The 16,806-nt window shown below is 64.0% G+C and carries 20 protein-coding genes and 1 tRNA gene; 16 read left to right on the top strand and 5 right to left on the bottom strand.

The features are described 5' to 3' along the window. Positions 1-54 precede the first annotated feature (54 nt). The 3 genes from ABGB08_RS11995 (at position 55) to ABGB08_RS12005 (ending at position 2,202) form a co-directional block, all read left to right on the top strand. Entirely contained in the window at positions 55-513 is a 459-nt protein-coding gene (locus ABGB08_RS11995) for a hypothetical protein (protein ID WP_347589394.1), read from the top strand. Positions 514-535: 22 nt separating this feature from the next. Further along, the gene (locus ABGB08_RS12000) at positions 536-748 is read left to right on the top strand and encodes a hypothetical protein (RefSeq protein WP_347589396.1); all 213 of its coding nucleotides are present in this window, start codon (positions 536-538) and stop codon (positions 746-748) included. A gap of 992 nt (positions 749-1,740) precedes the next feature. Then, a complete protein-coding gene (locus ABGB08_RS12005) occupies positions 1,741-2,202 on the top strand; it encodes a hypothetical protein (RefSeq protein WP_347589398.1) in 462 nt (153 codons plus the stop codon). 908 nt (positions 2,203-3,110) lie between these two features. Here ABGB08_RS12005 and ABGB08_RS12010 read toward each other — a convergent pair. The 3 genes from ABGB08_RS12010 to ABGB08_RS12020 form a co-directional block, all read right to left on the bottom strand. Further along, a complete protein-coding gene (locus ABGB08_RS12010; RefSeq protein WP_347589400.1) occupies positions 3,111-4,814 on the bottom strand; it encodes a hypothetical protein in 1,704 nt (567 codons plus the stop codon). 1,294 nt (positions 4,815-6,108) lie between these two features. Then, on the bottom strand, positions 6,109-6,912 hold the full coding sequence (locus ABGB08_RS12015; RefSeq protein WP_347589402.1) for an inositol monophosphatase family protein: 804 nt from the start codon (positions 6,910-6,912) through the stop codon (positions 6,109-6,111). Beyond that, entirely contained in the window at positions 6,909-7,769 is an 861-nt protein-coding gene (locus tag ABGB08_RS12020) for a DUF5919 domain-containing protein (RefSeq protein WP_347589404.1), read from the bottom strand. Before ABGB08_RS12020 ends, ABGB08_RS12015 begins: the two co-directional genes overlap by 4 nt. 332 nt (positions 7,770-8,101) lie before the next feature. Here ABGB08_RS12020 and ABGB08_RS12025 point away from each other — a divergent pair, with 332 nt between their 5' ends. The 3 genes from ABGB08_RS12025 to ABGB08_RS12035 all read left to right on the top strand — a co-directional run bounded on the left by ABGB08_RS12025 (position 8,102) and on the right by ABGB08_RS12035 (position 10,020). Then, the gene (locus tag ABGB08_RS12025) at positions 8,102-8,461 is read left to right on the top strand and encodes a hypothetical protein (protein WP_347589406.1); all 360 of its coding nucleotides are present in this window, start codon (positions 8,102-8,104) and stop codon (positions 8,459-8,461) included. A 158-nt stretch (positions 8,462-8,619) separates the two neighbouring features. Beyond that, positions 8,620-9,162 carry a GntR family transcriptional regulator gene (locus ABGB08_RS12030; RefSeq protein ID WP_347589408.1) on the top strand — a complete coding sequence of 181 codons (543 nt, stop codon included), beginning with the start codon at positions 8,620-8,622 and terminating at the stop codon, positions 9,160-9,162. 123 nt (positions 9,163-9,285) lie between these two features. Further along, positions 9,286-10,020, top strand: coding sequence for a GntR family transcriptional regulator (locus ABGB08_RS12035; protein ID WP_347589410.1), 735 nt, complete (start codon positions 9,286-9,288; stop codon positions 10,018-10,020). On the opposite strand, the gene ABGB08_RS12040 is transcribed toward ABGB08_RS12035, so the two are convergent. After that, positions 10,017-10,412 (bottom strand): hypothetical protein, encoded by a 396-nt coding sequence (locus tag ABGB08_RS12040; RefSeq protein ID WP_347589412.1) that lies wholly within the window; start codon positions 10,410-10,412, stop codon positions 10,017-10,019. The genes ABGB08_RS12035 and ABGB08_RS12040 overlap by 4 nt on opposite strands. A gap of 97 nt (positions 10,413-10,509) precedes the next feature. Here ABGB08_RS12040 and ABGB08_RS12045 point away from each other — a divergent pair, with 97 nt between their 5' ends. From ABGB08_RS12045 to ABGB08_RS12085, 9 genes are all read left to right on the top strand, one after another. Beyond that, a complete protein-coding gene (locus ABGB08_RS12045; protein WP_347589413.1) occupies positions 10,510-10,932 on the top strand; it encodes a plasmid replication, integration and excision activator in 423 nt (140 codons plus the stop codon). After that, positions 10,929-11,204 carry a hypothetical protein gene (locus ABGB08_RS12050; protein ID WP_347589415.1) on the top strand — a complete coding sequence of 92 codons (276 nt, stop codon included), beginning with the start codon at positions 10,929-10,931 and terminating at the stop codon, positions 11,202-11,204. The genes ABGB08_RS12045 and ABGB08_RS12050 overlap by 4 nt, the downstream gene beginning before the upstream one ends. Next, positions 11,201-11,560: a hypothetical protein gene (locus ABGB08_RS12055; RefSeq protein WP_347589417.1), complete on the top strand. Its 360-nt coding sequence runs from the start codon at positions 11,201-11,203 to the stop codon at positions 11,558-11,560. The genes ABGB08_RS12050 and ABGB08_RS12055 overlap by 4 nt, the downstream gene beginning before the upstream one ends. Before the next feature lie 88 nt (positions 11,561-11,648). Further along, positions 11,649-13,073: an FtsK/SpoIIIE domain-containing protein gene (locus ABGB08_RS12060; RefSeq protein WP_347589419.1), complete on the top strand. Its 1,425-nt coding sequence runs from the start codon at positions 11,649-11,651 to the stop codon at positions 13,071-13,073. Continuing rightward, positions 13,070-13,258, top strand: coding sequence for a hypothetical protein (locus ABGB08_RS12065; protein ID WP_347589421.1), 189 nt, complete (start codon positions 13,070-13,072; stop codon positions 13,256-13,258). The genes ABGB08_RS12060 and ABGB08_RS12065 overlap by 4 nt, the downstream gene beginning before the upstream one ends. After that, entirely contained in the window at positions 13,251-13,403 is a 153-nt protein-coding gene (locus ABGB08_RS12070; protein ID WP_347589423.1) for a hypothetical protein, read from the top strand. Before ABGB08_RS12065 ends, ABGB08_RS12070 begins: the two co-directional genes overlap by 8 nt. Then, the gene (locus tag ABGB08_RS12075; RefSeq protein WP_347589425.1) at positions 13,400-15,016 is read left to right on the top strand and encodes a replication initiator; all 1,617 of its coding nucleotides are present in this window, start codon (positions 13,400-13,402) and stop codon (positions 15,014-15,016) included. The genes ABGB08_RS12070 and ABGB08_RS12075 overlap by 4 nt, the downstream gene beginning before the upstream one ends. Next, entirely contained in the window at positions 15,016-15,219 is a 204-nt protein-coding gene (locus ABGB08_RS12080; protein WP_347589427.1) for a helix-turn-helix domain-containing protein, read from the top strand. Before ABGB08_RS12075 ends, ABGB08_RS12080 begins: the two co-directional genes overlap by 1 nt. After that, positions 15,219-16,394 (top strand): tyrosine-type recombinase/integrase, encoded by a 1,176-nt coding sequence (locus tag ABGB08_RS12085; protein ID WP_347589429.1) that lies wholly within the window; start codon positions 15,219-15,221, stop codon positions 16,392-16,394. The genes ABGB08_RS12080 and ABGB08_RS12085 overlap by 1 nt, the downstream gene beginning before the upstream one ends. Before the next feature lie 56 nt (positions 16,395-16,450). Here ABGB08_RS12085 and ABGB08_RS12090 read toward each other — a convergent pair. Continuing rightward, positions 16,451-16,526, bottom strand: a tRNA-Ala gene (locus ABGB08_RS12090). Between the two features lie 101 nt (positions 16,527-16,627). Between ABGB08_RS12090 and ABGB08_RS12095 the strand changes: the two genes are divergently transcribed. Then, complete coding sequence (locus ABGB08_RS12095; protein ID WP_347589431.1) at positions 16,628-16,798, top strand: hypothetical protein; 171 nt, start codon at positions 16,628-16,630, stop codon at positions 16,796-16,798. Positions 16,799-16,806 lie beyond the last annotated feature (8 nt).

The raw sequence follows: 16,806 nt of genomic DNA on the forward strand, positions 1-16,806 counted from the left end.
CGGTGGCCCGAGTACTTCGGGCCACCGGCCTGGCGACCAATCAGGAGTGGATTGATGCGCCGCTCTCTCATCCCGGCCGTGGCCGCGCTCGTCCTGTGCGCCGCGTGCGGCGCACAGGACGGTTCTCCGCCGGGGGCGGTCACCTGCGAATCAGGGCCGCGTACGTCTCTGGCTGCGCCCGGCGACACCGAGTGGCGCCACCCCGACCAGTCCTTCTACGCCCCGGCCGACCAGGATGTGCCCACCGGCGGCAGCCTGGAGCACCTGCTCGTCCGGGACAACGCCTTGATCGTCCAGTACTCGCCGCAGCTGCCGCAGCCGTCGATCGACGCGCTCCGCGACTGGGCGGCGATGCAGACCGCGACGGTGGTCGTGCCGGGACCCGCTGATCCCGTCATCCGCGCCACGCTCGCCTCGACGGAGCTCACCTGCGACGGGGTAGACATGGCCCAGCTCACGGCGCTGGCCAGCTCCCGGACGCCCGGACAGGTGACCGAACACGGCAACTCGTAGCATCTGCTGGGGCGCGGTTGGCATGATCCGTGATGCAAAACCAGTCCCGCACCGCGGTCTCGGTCAGATCGAAGTCCTTGGCCACCTGCCCGACCAAACGGTCACCCCGCTGGCACAGCTCGGTGATCTCATCGAAGGGGCGCTCTCAAAGGGATCGGGCACGGAAGCGGGAGAAGCCCGAATAAAGATCAACGCCCAGGTTAGGGAATCGTCCCTGACCTGGGCTTTTGTGTGAGTGGAGCCTAGCGGATTCGAACCGCTGACATCCTGCTTGCAAATCGTCCCAATCTCTCCCTTGTACGGCTCCTGCCTGCGCCTTCAATACCCCGCGAGTGACCGTGATTGACTGCTGTTCACCGCCCTTAATGGCACGCTAATGGCACAGCGATCATGCCCACGACATGTGTTCCGGGCGCGGCGCGCACATCTTCCCACCTGATCATCCCGTCTGCCGTCGACCCGCCCGAAGGGGAAGCGGGCCAGGGTCAGGGGGGCCAGGTGGAGCGCCCCACTGGACGAACGATCTGGCGCCCCTGACCCTGGTCTGCTCGGCTTGTCCCGGGTCGATGGCAGACGGGATGATCAGGCCCCACCTCAGCCACCTACGGCCTTGCGGTCAAGCATTGGCCAACATCCCGGAGCCGGAGTGCCCCCGCCGGAGGCAGGACCTTTTCCGCTTGTAGCCAGCTAGCCGATCCGACCCAAACTGACCCCTTCCTTATCAGGACCATCCCGCCCGTGATCAGTGGACCGCAACCCCACCATGACCATTCGTGGGAGGGCGTCAAAGCGAGGCGTTACGCGCCTCCGTTGCAGTACTCGTTGCAGTACCTCCAGCGGCCCTCGCCTAGGCATCCGTTTGGGCTGGCGCTTAGGAACGAAGTCCCAACCCGCCGATCGCCCCCAACCACCTACGGTGGCAACCCCAGTCAGGCGACCGTAAGGCCGCACTGGCTACGGTTCTGAAGGATATGCCGCGTAGGTGGCCCGGGCGCTCAGCCCGGCTCTCTGCCACGGACTCGCCTCGGCCGCCGTGGTGGCGACGGTAGTACTCAGTCGGTTTAGGGTGATCTATCAATTAGGCTACTTGATGTGCCGTCCACAGCTCACGCCGTATGGGCCAATCTACGAGCCCACCGAATAGATCACCTTCTAGCGGCTCATACAGCAGTGGGGGGTGTCGGTCCAGGCCGACGGTGGCGAACCGAGCCTGTAAATTGGTCCATCGTGCTCCGTTTAGCCGCCGAATTCCAGGGCTTTACGCGCGACTTGCACAATCTTGCAGTTGACATCTGCGCTTCAGAGATAGCGAATACGAATCCGGCGCTGGCCAATGTTATTCAGCTAGAAATGACACGAAATAGAAATCTTGATAAGGGCAACGCAAATCCGGGATCGCTGGGTGCGGACTTTGGCCGTCTGGGCTTGCTACTATGGCCCGCATTGGAAAAAGTGAACTCTAGGGCACAAACATGGAATAAGCACTTGGAGGCACTTAATGTTGCACGGAATGCAATTGCGCATAGCGACCCAGGCGGATTGGCAAGACTCCAACAACTCGGCTACCCGACGGTGACCTTAGGCGTGGCAAAGAAGTGGAGGGTGAGCCTCGACGCGCTGGCCACCGCGATGGACGATGTAGTAGCCGACTACCTCGCTCGGCTAATAGGAGGTCAAAGGCCATGGTGAAGGGTGATGACTTGAGCGTTCCCAAAGTGGGGGAGCGAGTCCGAATCGCATGGGGCCTCGACGTGCTAGACGGAACGGTTCTCGACGTGAACACGGACAGCCCGCGTGGGCGAGCCATTGTTCGGGTAGATCTTCCTGGTGCGGGAGACGAAGATGAAGTCACGGTGAGCCTTCCCCTTGCAGCCCTCCAGCCTGCGGATTGGTGGCCAGACTCGACTGAACCGGCTGGAACCTGGGCGTCGTATGCGAGCTACGAGCGACACGTCATCGATGCCATCGGCCGGGTTTCGGGAGAGCTTAAAGGCTTGACAGTAAGTCACATTCACCGGCGAGCAGAGTACGATGCAGCACTGAGCACTCCTCGGGGAACAATACTCTTTGAAATCAAATTCCTTCGTGTCCGTACACGTATTAGCTCACCTTGGATTTCCGGTGTTGTAAATAGGGTCCATAGAGTTTCCGTCGACTCTGGGCAAATAGCCAAGTTTGTCATTATAACAAATGACGAAACAGCCAAATCGGCTATCGAGCGTCGCATGGAGTCGGCTCCCCCGGCCGAGATTCCTGTTTATGTGATAATTTGGCGAAGTCCGGCTGACGATGACCGGCTAAGTGAACTCATTCAGGACTCGCTGTGATTCATCGCACCTCGTAAAGACACCTGCTGGCCAACCGATCTGGGACTGGCCGAGAGAAGCAGCGTGTCGGTGGGAAAGTCAGCGATTGCCTTTATCGCCCTCCTGATGGGGGCGATCGATCCGCAGTGAACACTACCTTTGCAATATCGGCCAGATGAACACTAATCGGTGGGGCGAATCCAACCGTTCGCCTACGTCGTTGAGCAGGACGAACCATGGCTAGCACTCGACGACTCTGCGGCTGACGGGATCTTAAGCTGCCAACTCCCGTCAGGCTGCGGGTTCGGCCAGTTCGGGGAGTCCCCATGGCGTGGGGACCACAGGCATAGAATCACTGGGCCATTTGGCTGGTATGAAGGCGTGGAAATGCTCCTCACCCTCAGGCTGGAGTTTGAGGGCACAACCTTCTGCCGACCCTGCGTCGAGCGCCTTCAAGACTTGCCCCGCGTTCACGGCGATAACGCGAGTGTGGAACAACATCACATCGCCGATCACGAGTTCGTGGCCGGCAATCTCCATGGTGCACTCGGATAGATCCAAACGGATACTCTGGGGGTTCCCCGAGAGGATCAGGCGCAACTCTTCGCCCTCGGAACCAGTGAGGGTGGCTGTCAAGAACCGGGCCATTGGATGAACAGCACACTTGCCTTCCGCCAGGAGCCTTACCATGCGGAGAGCGGCTCGCTCAACGCCAGACAATTGGGCAGGTACTGGAAAGAAGTTGTCGCAATGGCGTTGGACGATGTCCAGATCCTCAGCAAGTTGTTCGCACCGGCGCACCTCATCCAGGTGAGCGCGCGTGTCAGAAGAGTGATCCTTTGCACTGAAGCCGACCACACCCAGACGCTGACCGTTGAGATAAATCTCTCCCGTGCACTTCTTGTGTAGCTGTTTGATGAGTCGCATCGCACGGAGCAAGTCCGCCGGGCTGGTCTCGTCCACCTGGTATGCATACGAGAGGGTGGTCGGCTGCTCCTCATCGTGGGGGAACATAAAGATCAACTCGGCCACATTATAGAAGGTGGCCTTGAGGCAGCGCCCTTCATAGCCGGTGTTGCCGTGTTGCACCTTCGCGTGGTGTGAGGCCAACAAACGGCCGTTGTTGTCCAGGATTCTGAGCTCCATGCGGACTTCCTGGTCGCCTGCTGGCGTATTCGGGAGCAGCTCTACGAGAACATGTTCCACCGTCTCGCTCAGCCATTCGGGACCCTCGATGGTCAGCCGCTCAACGATCTCCGCCGGCAACACGACCTTCTCGCCGGTCCCGTAGCCGAGGGTCCGCCGTATCTGCTGACTGAGCTCCGAGTCCTCGCTCAAAGAGCATTCCAAGGTGATATAGATCGGGCTCGTCTGGTGTGCGCGTGGATGTTTAGCGCGAAGGGTGCGAAACACTTGATCACCCTGACGAGAGAAGTCGAACGTCCAATCCTTGTCGCACTTGTCCACGACCTTGCCGAGGTCAAGGACACGGCTGTCCAGGTCGCCGGGACCTCCAAGGAGGAACGCCTTCTCCTGATTCAAGATTTTGACATGCTCGATGAGGTGGTCGCGCTGATAGTAGCCCTCCAGATCGGGAAGGTCGATCATCTTTGAGTCGAGTTCCACACGCCCCATCATGGACACTCGAACCTCATGACCGATCGCCAATTCGTTGACAAACTCGCGCTCGTTGGGAGTGAGGTTGCATGGAACGACCAGCGTCCATTCGTAGGGGTTGTGCTCCATAGCCCTCGCGAAGGAGTCTTTGATTTGGCGTCGCCTGGGGCGGTTCTCCTTGGGGAAACCTTCCGGAAAGAATTTGAGTTGGAAGATCCGGACACGGGAACCCTGAGTGACTACGATGTCGCGCCCACCGTCGCCGCCCCGTCCATCCACGACCTCAACCGTGGCAGTGCCGGAGTACATGCGGTGGATCATGGATTCCACTATGCGGTCGAAGCTCTTCTGCTCCAGGAACTTCCACTCGATCGCCATGGCCACCTTCCCGTAGGCGTGTCCAGAACAGTATTCCGAACACGGGAGAAGTCCGCACCCCGAAAGGCTTCAGGTACGGGCGGGGTGAGCCGGGAGATGCTCCCCAAGCAGAACCCCAAACCGGACCAACGAGGCTGCCCGGTCCTCCCGGAACAGCCTGACAGCGCGATGAACTGCAACCCATTGACGAGTCCACAACCTAGGTCGGGCCGGGGCCTGAGGTACGAGGTCTGAGACCACCGATCGTCCCAGACCAAGACCTGCGCAATGTGCACACCCCGCCCGTCTGATCATCCCGTCTGCCGTCGACCCGCCCGAAAGGGAAGCGGGCCAGGGGCCAGGGGTGCCAGGTGGAGCGCCCCACCGGACGAACGACCTGGCGCCCCTGGCCCCTGGTCTGCTCGGCTTTGCCCGAGTCGATGGAAGACGGGACGATCAGGCCCTACCTCAGCCAACTACGGCCTTGCGGTCACGCATCGGCCACCATCCCGGAGTCGGAGTACCCCCGCCGGAGGCAGTGTTTTTGAGGTGTCGCCGTTTTGGGTGAGCCAGTGTAAGCATCTTGTCGCGGCGGGCGGCACTTAAACTTTCTATAGCCCGCCCCACAGCTTGCGAATCCCATGCCTTAAGTACATGTGATTTGCTACTTGGCTCGCTGGACATCTCGTCCAGAATTTCGAGGGCTTGGACTACGACCTTATTTTCATGAAAATCGGGAGATGCTGCTAGTTCGGCGCGCGCCTTTCCTAGGGGATCTAGGATGGGAAATACATACGGCTTCCGCGCTTCCCAGGAAGTTATATCGATGTCCGGTGATGCCAGTACGTAGCGGTTAGCTGCATCGGCGGACTCGATCAACGCGTCGAGTACCTTTTCTAGCCGCGCCGCGTCCCATCGAGTGATCTCCGCATGCGCTTCCCAACGTATGCGATGGCGGGTAATCGCCCTCTGGGTCCACCAGGTCACTAAACCAACGACAAGGACGCTGGTTGCTGTTAGCAGAGCTGCGAGGATAGCTGGCTCTGTCTTTAGTAGCGTGAGAAAGGTTGACCACATGGTTTGTTATTGTGCACTGTTCGGTTGACCTGTGCCGCACTCTCTGGGCGGATGGGACACACACCACGAGGCTTTCCCAGTTCGCGGTGCTCATGGCGGAGCGAGTACATCGGCTCTTGGGTACCTACAGTGAGCTAGCCAGAGCCGCCGCCGACCGGGACCGGCCTCCAGGCCGCACGCCCGGGCGGCGTGTGGCAGAAGGACGCCGCTTGATCCCTAAAAGCCCAATTCGGCAGAGTTATGCGCCCAGTTCAGTACGGGCCTGGTCGATCATCGCGAGTAGCTCGGCGGCGATCTTTGGTGTGGCTGCGATGGTGGCGGTGGCGGTCATGGAATGAGGGCTGCCGTCGATGTCAAGAACGTAGGCTCCGGCTTCGCGGGCGATGACGACGCCGGCAGCGGTGTCCCAGGGGTTGTTGGAGAGCATGATGCAGGCGTCGGATTTGCCTTCGGCGACCCAGGCGAGGTCGATGGCGGCGGAGCCGAACATGCGGACGCGTTGAACGCGGGTCGCCAACTGGTAGTTGAGCGGGATCCGGAGTCGGTTCTTCTGTTCCGCGTCGGCTCCGACCGCGTAGTCGCCGATGGACACAATGGCGGCGTTCAGGGTGTCGGTTGCGCTGGCGTGGATGGGCTCGCCGTCGCAGGTGGCCCCTGCTCCCTCTGCCGCGCTGTAGAGCGACCCCAGAAACGGGAGATCGATCACGCCCAGGACGGCCCGGTTGTCGTCGATCAGGCCGAGGGAGATGGCGAAGAGCGGGATGCCGTGGGTGAAGTTGGCGGTGCCGTCGATGGGGTCCAGTGCCCACATGAGGCCGTTGCGGTTGCCGGTGATTCCCTCTTCTTCGCCGAGGAAGCCGATTTCTGGTGTTTCGCCGGCGAGGAAGTCGCGGACGGCTTGTTCGATGGCGTAGTCGACTTCGGTGACCATGTCGCGGTCGCCCTTGGCGGTGACGGTTCGGGGAAGTTCGGTGAGAAATTCCCGGGCGATGCTGACGGCCTGCTCTGCCAGGGGCAGTAGCTCGCGGGCGTCGATGGTCATACGGGTGTGCTCCGCTCCCACAGTGAGGTGAAGACCTGGGCGAAGACGGGGAACAGCCCGGCTTCGGTGCCGTCGTTGGTGATGACCAGGGTCGGGGAATCGACTCCTCGGGCTGCGGGCAGGTAGGGCTGGACGACGCAGGTCCTTCCGTCCACGAGAAGGATATTGAAGCGGATGGTCTCGTCGTAGACGCGCAGTTCCAGGCGTTCCGCGGTGGTGGGATCGAGTCTTGCCTTCAGGCGGGTGAGCATGCTGATGTTCAGCGCGGTGAGGGTCTGCAAGGTGCCGTCGGTGTAGTTCTCCTCGGCCTCGCGGGCTTGGATGGCGGTTCCGTTGGGGTCCAGGAACAGACATCTGATGCGCGCGCCGTTTTCGAGTAGCCGCGTGAGCTGGTGATCTGGGTAGCTCTGGCAGATCACATTCAGGGAGAGGCCGGCGGCGTCGATGCTCGTGGCGGAGTCGAACAGGGCCGATGGAGGGTGGGCTGCTGTGAAGGCGGAGCGGCTGCTGTAGACGGCTTTCACGTCGGCGGTTGCGGAGGGTACGGGTGCGCCGACGACGGGGGTGGCCTCTTGGCTGTTTCTTGGTGCGGGTACAGCTGGTGCGTTGGTGGAGAACAGTTCGGCCGTGGTGATGCCGGGAAACATCGCTTCCAGCACGCGGCAGTGATCGGCGTAGGGCAGTCCCTTGAGTTCTCCGGATAGCCAGCGGCTGAACTGGGCGCGGCTTGGCCATTTGCCCAGTAAGCAGGGGTCGACCTGTTTGGCGGCTTTGTCGTACTCCCGGCAGAACGTGGTGTAGCTCTGCCAATGGCGTTGCCGGAGGAGCGTTCTCAGCATGATCGCTTGCTCGGTCATGGTCTACGCCTCGGGAGTCGGAAGCCCTGCCACAACCAAGATTAATCGGGACGGGCGAGACAGGAGGAGCAATAGACGAGGCTAGATGAGACATAAACCGCGCAAGCGAGATATGGGCGCGGTCGAGACGATACATGACGCCGCGTCATTCTCGGGGTTATGGCAGGTCAGTGCGCATTGTGCGCGGGGCGCGGCTGGAAATACGCCAGACCTCGGCGCGGCATCGTGGCGGCTCAGGGGTCGCCCGAAACCGGAGCATACTCGGCGGTTACGGTCGAATGCCTGGGATGTCAAGGGCGCGGCTCGGTCGAGCCGGTCGACGAGTCGTCGTGATGTCGGATCAGCTGGTGCATTCCCTCTGGTGGGATGGCTCGTCCCCGGGGGTCGCTCTCGACGGCCGTGGGGCTGCGGAGTTGCTGCGCACGGTGCTGGTTCAGCATTACGGGATCGTCACCGATCTGCACGCGGGGCATGGGGTGGCGTTCCTGTCGGTGTGGGCTGATCTGCTGGTCTGGAGTAACGGCCGGTGGTTTTGGTGGGCGGCGGGGCGCGTCTCGGCCCTCGGGCGGCCCGTTTACGCGGTCAGTGCGGCGCTGGATGTCAGTCTGGCCGCTCGGCGCGTGGCCCTGCGGTACGACGTGGTGCGTCGGGAGCGGCCGTTGCCGGGCTACCGGCTGCCCTACCCGCGATAGGGACCCTGCCGGCCCTCGGGTTGGCATCCGGGTCGTGCGGCGTGGTGAGGCATCGCCGGTCAGCTCGCGCCCGGAGACATCTCCCCCTGTCTCCCCCTTCTTTCCTTTCTTGTTCCTTCCTGCCTCGCTGTCGCGGGGCCTTCGTGATTGGAGTGATCGTGTCCGTTCCTGCGAAAGACGAGCAACCCTCTTGGCTGGCTGCTTGTGCCGAGATCGACCGGGACGCTCCGATCAAGGTGTTCCGGCAGATCGCCAACATTCTGGGCGCCAGTATCAAGGCGGGAGAGCTGGCTGCGGGGATGCAGGTTCCCAGTGAGTCCGAACTATGCCGCCGGTTTGGGGTGGTTCGGGAGACCGCGCGTCGGGCGCTGCGGGAACTGCACGAGGAGGGCGTGATCGTCTTCTCGCGGGGCAGGCGCTACTACGTCGCCTCCGCCGATGGGGAAGTGAACCCGGTGCTGCTGGGGATGCCCCGGTATCGGAAGATCGCCTCTGCGGTGGCTCAGGCGATTCGATCGGGCCGGTTCCCGATCGGCAAGCCCATTCCCAGCGAAAAGGAGATGGTCGCGGAGTACGCGGCCAGTAAGGGCACGGTCCGAAGGGCGATCGAGTATCTGCGTCAGGAAGGCTGGGTGTTCACGATCGCGCAGTTGGGCAGCTTCCCGGAGTCGGAGGACAAGTGGCCGGACTGGGACGTGTGAGGGTGCACGGGTGAGGGTGGCGTGTGGAACTCCTGGCGGGTGGGTTTGGTTCCCGGGGAGCGGGTGACATAGCGAAGCGGCATGGCTAGACTTCACGACAAGTCGAGTTGTAGGGAAGTCGTCATGACGTCGGATGAAGAGTACGCGCCGCCGAAGTACGTCCAGATCGTCTCCGCCATCCGCCGGAAGATCGCGGATGGCACCTATCCTCCCGGGTCGCTGCTGCCCTCGGAAACCCAGCTGGTGCGGGAGTTCGGGGTCAGCCGTCCGACCGTGGTCCGGGCGTTGCAAGTTCTCCAGCTGCGGGGCACGATCGACCGGGAGCACGGCAAGGGCTCGTATGTGAAGGCGGTCCGGCCGGTTCCCGAGGAGGAAGCCTCCCGTCCCGGCCGTGCGGTGCTGGATCGTCCCGAAGCCGACGAGGACGGCAAGACGGTCGCGGTCGGCCCGCATCCGGCCCCGGTCGGCGTCGCCCAACTGCTCGGCATCGCCGACAAGACGCCGGTCATGATGCGCCGTCTGCTGTTCAGCGACGCCGACCGGGCAACGGAACTGGTCACCGTGTGGTGTCCGCTCGAACTGGCGGAGGGTACGGACCTGGGGCGCCAGGAGCCGTTGAGTGTCGGGATCCGCCAGCATCTACGCGCGGTCAAGGGTTTGAAGCTGGAACACGTGGCCGAACGGTTGAGCGCGCGGACGCCTTCGGCTGAGGAGGCGAGGTTGCTCGGGCTGCGCAAGAGCGCGCCGGTTCTCGGCATCGTGGCGAGCGTCTTCAACGGGGGCGGTCGGCCGGTCCTGATCGTTGACATCGTGCTGCCGGGGGATCTTTACGAGCTGGAAGACTCCTACTCCCTCTAGTGACCGGATAGGTTCGCCCGCAACGCCGCCGAGATCTGGGCGACATCCAGGTCGACGACGACATCCTCGCTATCCCACACACCGCGCGAGCTGATCGCCAAGCCGATCAAGGCCAGCTCGGCGGCATCGTCACGCAGTTTGTACTCTTCACGGCTCTCCTCGCCGATCCCACCCAACTCCTCGCGATCCCAGGCAGCGACCGCCGACTCGGCCACGGACCGTGGCAACCGCACGCGGATCCGACTGACCTGGGGATCGAGATGAGCCCCGATCGCCGCCAGCACGGTCCGGTCCTGCTGATACCTCACGTACTGCTCGCGATCTTCCACAAGCCGACAGTACTCGCGCGGCGGCTTCTCGGATGTCTGCTGATTTCCTGACAGTTCCGGCAATCTCGGCTACTTGACTTGTCGAGATGTCGGAATCGTGTGCTACTGTCGAAGACAGCTCGACAATACGAGCTGACAACCACACGACAGGAGCACATGCATGGCTCTGCAAGGCCCCATCCCCGTCCACTTCACCCAGGTCTTCCCGCACGGCTGCTACATCGTCGGCGAAGTCGAGAAAGTCAGAGACTTCGACGCCTCCACCCCCGACCGATTCGTCCAAGCCCGCGACAAGCAAACCGGGGAACCCCTCTGGCAGATCGCGGTCATGGACGGCGACCCCACCGTCAAAGCCGCCAGCAAAACCGTCTCAGTGAAACTCGTCTCCCCGGTCGAACCGGTCGCTCCGGCCACGGTGGCGGGACTGCCGTTCACGCCGGTCGAGTTCGACGGCATGAACGCAACCCCCTGGGTCAACCCCGCCGGCCGCCTGGCCTACTCGATCAAAGCCCGGACCATGCGCACCCCCCGCGCCACCACCAAACCCCCGGCCTACGACAAGGACGCCAAGGACGCCTCATGAGCGGGCGTCAGACCCCGAACTCGACCGCCACCATCCCGACGACCGCGATCAGCCTCAAGACCGGTCCCGGCTCCTTGGCCGTCAACCACGCCTACCCCCGCCGCACGCCCGTTCTCGGCCTGGTCTTCGCGGGCGTTCACGTGCTCCTGACCACCTCGGCCGCTGACCACGTCACCCGCGATGACCTGGAGTTCGCCCGCTGCCTGGCCCGTGAGGCGGCCTCCTTCGCCCGCACCCTGGAACGCCGATTCGCTGAGGAGATCTCGGCATGACCCACACCACCCGCTGCACCAGCGTCACGGTGTCGATGCGGCCCGACGAGCAGCCTCACGTGGCCGTGCACTTCACCAGCCCCGACCTGGACGTGCGCGCCCTGCTCGTCAACGATCAGCGGCCGTTGCTCTGGTTGGCCTCCCGCGAGGCCGACATCTACCTGTCCACCAGCGCAGACCTGGCGATCACCGACCGAGACCTGTCCCTGGCCCGGGAGCTCTTCACCGCCGCCTCGCGCTACCTGGCCGACTGCGAACGCCTCCACACCAACCAGGCCGACCAGGCCGACACCCACACCACCGAGACCACCGAGACCACCGACCAGGCGCCGGTTCCCCGGGAGTCGGCGGCCTGAGGCAAGGCGGGGCCGCTGGAAGCGGGAACTTCCGGCGGCCCCCGATCTCTCCCTCACACGCGAATGCTCCGAGAGGACACGAAGTCTAATGTTCAAGAAACTCCCCGGCGACGAGGCCCGAAACCTCGTCACCACCACCCCCGACACCGCCATCGTCTTCCGCCCGGCCGTCGTCAAAACCCCGGCCATCACCCTGGTCATCTGGTCGTGGCGACTGATCACGGGCACGATCCGGATCTTCTGGCGGCACCCGATCGCGGTCGCCATCCCCGCCACCCTCGCCGCCGTGCAGCAGATGTACGGGTGGGGCGTCCTGCTCATCCTGATCGACATAGCCGCAACCGCCCTGGCTGCCTGGGCGTTCCTGGGCCGGCCATCCTTCCTGCGGCTGGTCGCCTGGCGGCTGCTGGCCTTCGCCCGCTGGCTGTGGATCTACCGGCGGCACTGGCAACCCGTCATGGTCGTCTCCGGGCTCGGCCGGCACCTGCGCGGCCGTGACTACCTGCCCCGCCTCGTCCGCGTCTCCTGTGATGGCTGGGCCGACCGGGTCCACGTGCGCATGCTGGGCGGCCAGACGGTCAAGGACTGGACCGACCGCATCGACCACCTCGCCCACGGCTTCGGCTCCCGCTCCTGCCGCATCACCATCGCCAAAGCCGGACGACTGGTGCTGACCCTCCCCCGCCGCGACCCCCTCGCCGCTCCCATCCCGGCCATACCGGTCCCCGCGGTCGCCTCGGTCGGACCGGTCGAGATCGGACGCCAAGAAGACGGCCGTCCCCTCCTGCTCAAAGTCCACGGCACGCATGTCCTGGTGGCCGGTGCCACCGGTGCCGGGAAAGGCTCGTTCATCTGGTCGACCATTCGCGGCCTGCTCCCCGCCGTGAAAGCCGGACTGGTCGAGATCTGGGCGCTGGATCCCAAACGCATGGAACTGTCGTTCGGGCGTGCCCTGTTCGGCCCCCGGTATGCCGCCGACCCTGCCAGATGCGCGGATCTGCTGGAAGCTGCGGTCGCCAAGATGCAGGAACGCGCCGACCGGTTCGCCGGACACCAGCGCTCCCACACCCCCACCCCCATCGACCCGTTCATCCTGGTGGTCGTCGACGAGGTCGCGTTCCTGACCGCCTACCAATCCGACAAAGCGTTACGGCACAGGATCACGGCGGCGCTGGCCACCCTCACCACCCAAGGCCGAGCGGTCGGAATCGGCGTCCTGGCCGCACTCCAGGACCCACGCAAAGACGTGATCACCATCCGCAACCTGTTCCCCGACAAGATCGCCCTCCGGCTCGACGAATCCGAACAGGTCGACATGGTGTTAGGCGACGGCGCACGAGAGCGGGGCGCGCTGGCCGACCACATCTCACCCATCCCCGAACTCGGCGCCGGAATCGCCTACCTGCGGCTGGAAACCAGCCCCGACCCGATCCGGGTCCGCGCCGCCTACGTCTCCGACACCGACATCAAAGCCATGGTCGCCCAGTTCGCGAGCGGCGGTGAGGGCCGATGAGGCTGACCCTGCGCGGCACCCTCGACGAGATCACCCAGGTCCGCGATGAGCTGGTGATCGTCCACCTGGTGGCCTCGGGCGGGGTCCGGGTCCTGCACCTGGCCGACGCCAAAATCACCACCCACCCCTACAGCGACCACACCCGCCTGGACGCCGACCTGGTAGAGGACGGCGAACATGCCTGAGCTGACCGATTTCCTGGACGACCTGCGCTGCTCGGCCTGCGGCACGCTCGATTCCCTGTGGCTGTACCCGGTCCGGGGCGTGGTCGAGTGCCGCGAATGCGGCAGCAAGGCAACCACCCTCACCGTTTACGGAGGTGAGGCGTGACCAACCCCACCGATCGTCACACACCCCGCGCGGTCCGCATGTCGATGCCGCTGGCCCGGGACGTGGTCGAGGCGATAGCCGTACAGAACGGCGTCTGCATCCGGCCCGTCCCGCTGCGACGGGTCGACACCGCCACCGGCGTCTCCGAGGTCATCGATGTGCCGTGCGGGGCCACCCTGGAAGCCAAATGCCCCTCCTGCGCCAAACGGAACCGGCATCTGCGGGTGGCCCAATGCCGGGAAGGCTGGCACCTGGAACACGAACCCGCCATCACCCCCGGCCCGGCCGATGACTACCAAACCCACCTGGTCGAACAGCGGGCCAGCTTCCAGACCGAACGCGACCGGGCGGCAAGCGCCGGCCAGGACGTGACGGACATCGATCTGGCCATCGACGAACTCGACGAGGAGATCAACCAGGCCGGACTACGCGGCAGCGTCGTCGGACGGTCGACTCCCAAGCGGTCCAGGTCGACCAGACGGCGTCAGGACGCGCCGGATCTGCCCCGCCGCACCATGGCCAAGACCACCCTCGGGCGGGTCTTCCACTCCTCGGACGGCAAGAGCTTCCGGCCGTCGATGTTCCTCACCCTGACCCTGCCCTCCTACGGGAAGATCCGCGACGGCGTGCCGGTCGATCCGGACCGCTACGACTACGCCTCCGCGGCCCGGGACGCGCTGCACTTCTCCAAGCTGGTCGACCGGTTCGTCCAGAACCTGCGCCGTGTAGCCGGGTTCGACGTGCAGTACTTCGCCACCGTCGAACCACAGAAGCGGCTGGCTCCGCACCTGCACATGGCCATTCGCGGCACCCTCCCGCGCGCCGAACTGCGTCAGGTCGTGGCCGCGACCTACCACCAAGTGTGGTGGCCACGCCAGGATACGGTCCGCTTCGACGGCGAACATCTGCCCGTGTGGGCCGATGGCGTCGGCTACTTCGACCCTGCCACGGGGGAAGTCCTGCCGACCTGGGATGAAGCCCTCGACCAGTTCGCCAACGACCAGGACGCCGAACCGGTACACGTGGCGCGCTTCGGGGTGCAGACCGACATTCAAGGCGTCCTGGCCGGAACTAAGGACGCAGACCAGTGCATCGGCTACCTGTCGAAGTACCTGACGAAATCCCTCGGCCAGAGCATGGACGGGGCCGGCGACGCCCAACACCTCCACGCCGAACGGCTCATGAACGCGCTGCGGTGGGAACCGTGCTCGGCGGCCTGCGCGAACTGGCTGCGCTACGGCGTCCAGCCCAAGAACGCCAAACCGGGCCTGATCCCCGGCCGCTGCCGGGGCAAAGCGCACAGCCCCGAGCATCTCGGCTACGCGGGCCGTCGCGTCCTGGTCTCCCGCAAGTGGTCCAACAAGACCCTGACCGAACACAAACAGGACCGCCGCACCTGGGTGCTCCAAGCCCTCGGAATCGCCGACGAGCCGATCGACCCGCACCGGTACACCTGGTCACCGATACCGGCCGGAGACGCCAACCTCACCCCGATCGGCGTACGCCTCCTGCGCGCGGTCCACGAACGCCAACGCTGGCGCAACCACATGACACAACTCCAAGCCCAAGCAGACGGCCAAGATCTTTCGGCAATCGGTGAGGAGGCGGCGTAATGGACCCCTTGCTCACCGTCGAAGAGGCCGCCGACCTACTGCATACCTCCGTCCGCTTCGTCCGCCGCCTGATTGCGGAACGGCGCATCGAGTTCGTGAAGGTTGGCCGCCACGTACGGATCACCGAGTCAGCACTGATCACGTTCGTCCTTGCGGGCACCGTCGCCCCGATCACGATCCCCAAGCAAAGGAGGGCGGCCTAATGGCCAACAGGGACAACCATCGGCGTTTCGGCAACATCCGCAAGCTTCCCTCTGGGCGGTTCCAGATCCGGTATCCCGCTCCCGATGGTCGGCTGCGGACGGGAGAGACGACTTACGCGACCAAGACGGACGCCGATCGGGCTCTCACTCTCATCGAGGCTCAGATGATCGCGGGGAACTGGACAGATCCCGAACGTGGCAAGGTCCTCCTCGGCGACTACGCACGTACCTGGATCAAGGAGCGTCCGGGCCTGCGTCCGAAAACGATCGAGGGGTACACCTACCTCTTGAACCGGCACCTCATGCCGGGCCTCGGCGGTGTCTCGGTCGGCAAGCTTTCCACTCAGATGGTCCGCTCGTGGCGGGCTAATTTGCTGGCCAATGGCGTCTCGATCTCGACGGCAGCAAAAGCGTACCGGCTGCTGCGGGCCGTTTTGATGACTGCGGCCGAGGAGGACAAGATGATTCCTCGCAACCCGTGCAGGATCAAGGGCGCGGACAACGAACAGACTCCGGAGCGGCCGGTTCTGACTGTCTCTCAGGTCTTCGAGCTGGCAGATCGGATGGCCGACGAGAGGTTCCGCGCGTTGGTGCTGCTGACCACCTTCGCAAGTCTGCGTTGGGGCGAAGTGACTGCCCTTCGACGGTCGGATCTCGATCTCAAGAGGCGAACGGTCCGAGTCCGGGAACAGCTTCTTGAACTGGAGGGCGGGGCGATGGTGCTCGGTCCGCCCAAGTCGCGGGCAGGAAGGAGAACTATCGGCATTCCTTCGGCGATCATTCCGGCGCTGACCGATCACCTCGCCGCGTACGTGGATAGCGCGGATGAAGCCTTCGTGTTCCTCGGCAAGAAGGGGGGATTCTTGCGCGGTAACAACTTCCGGCGTGAAGCCAAGTGGGCGGACGCCATCAAGGAGATGGGAGTCAAGGGCCTGCACTTCCATGATCTCAGGCACACGGGGAACACGCTCGCTTCGCAGTCAGGGGCGAGCTTGGCCGATCTCAAGGCGCGGATGGGGCACGACAGCGACCGGGCGGCGCTGATCTATCAGCACGCAACGAAGGAAGCGGATCAGAAGATCGCGGATGCTCTGAGCGCTCGTGTGGAGGCCGAACGCAAAGATCAGGATGACGACGACGACGGCCTGTCCGGCGCGCTGGTTCCCGTCGGCTAATGGCACGTTAATGGCACGAACGCCGCTTTCCTAGATCAGGAAAGCGGCGTTTTGGCTGGTGGAGCCTAGCGGATTCGAACCGCTGACATCCTGCTTGCAAAGCAGGCGCTCTGCCAGCTGAGCTAAGGCCCCGTGAATCTAGTCGCTGACCTGCATGTTTAGAGCTGGCCGCGGCTCTGTCCGGCTCGTACACCGTAGCAACAGCGTAGGTCATCGCGCCACTCGGTATCGCGATGCCATCGCCAGGAGACGGGTTCGGCACCCACCAAGCGGATGATCATCCGTCAATCTGGGCTCTGGTTGACGACGAGCTCGAGCTGGTGTCCAAGATCGTCGAGGTAGTCGGGGTGCCGGCCAAGCTCGGGTACCTGGTGACGGGCGGCGGCTGGCTGGGGTGCGGGTAGGTCTAGGT

The organism is Acrocarpospora sp. B8E8 (genome assembly GCF_039871605.1).
Lineage (GTDB): Bacteria > Actinomycetota > Actinomycetes > Streptosporangiales > Streptosporangiaceae > Acrocarpospora > Acrocarpospora macrocephala.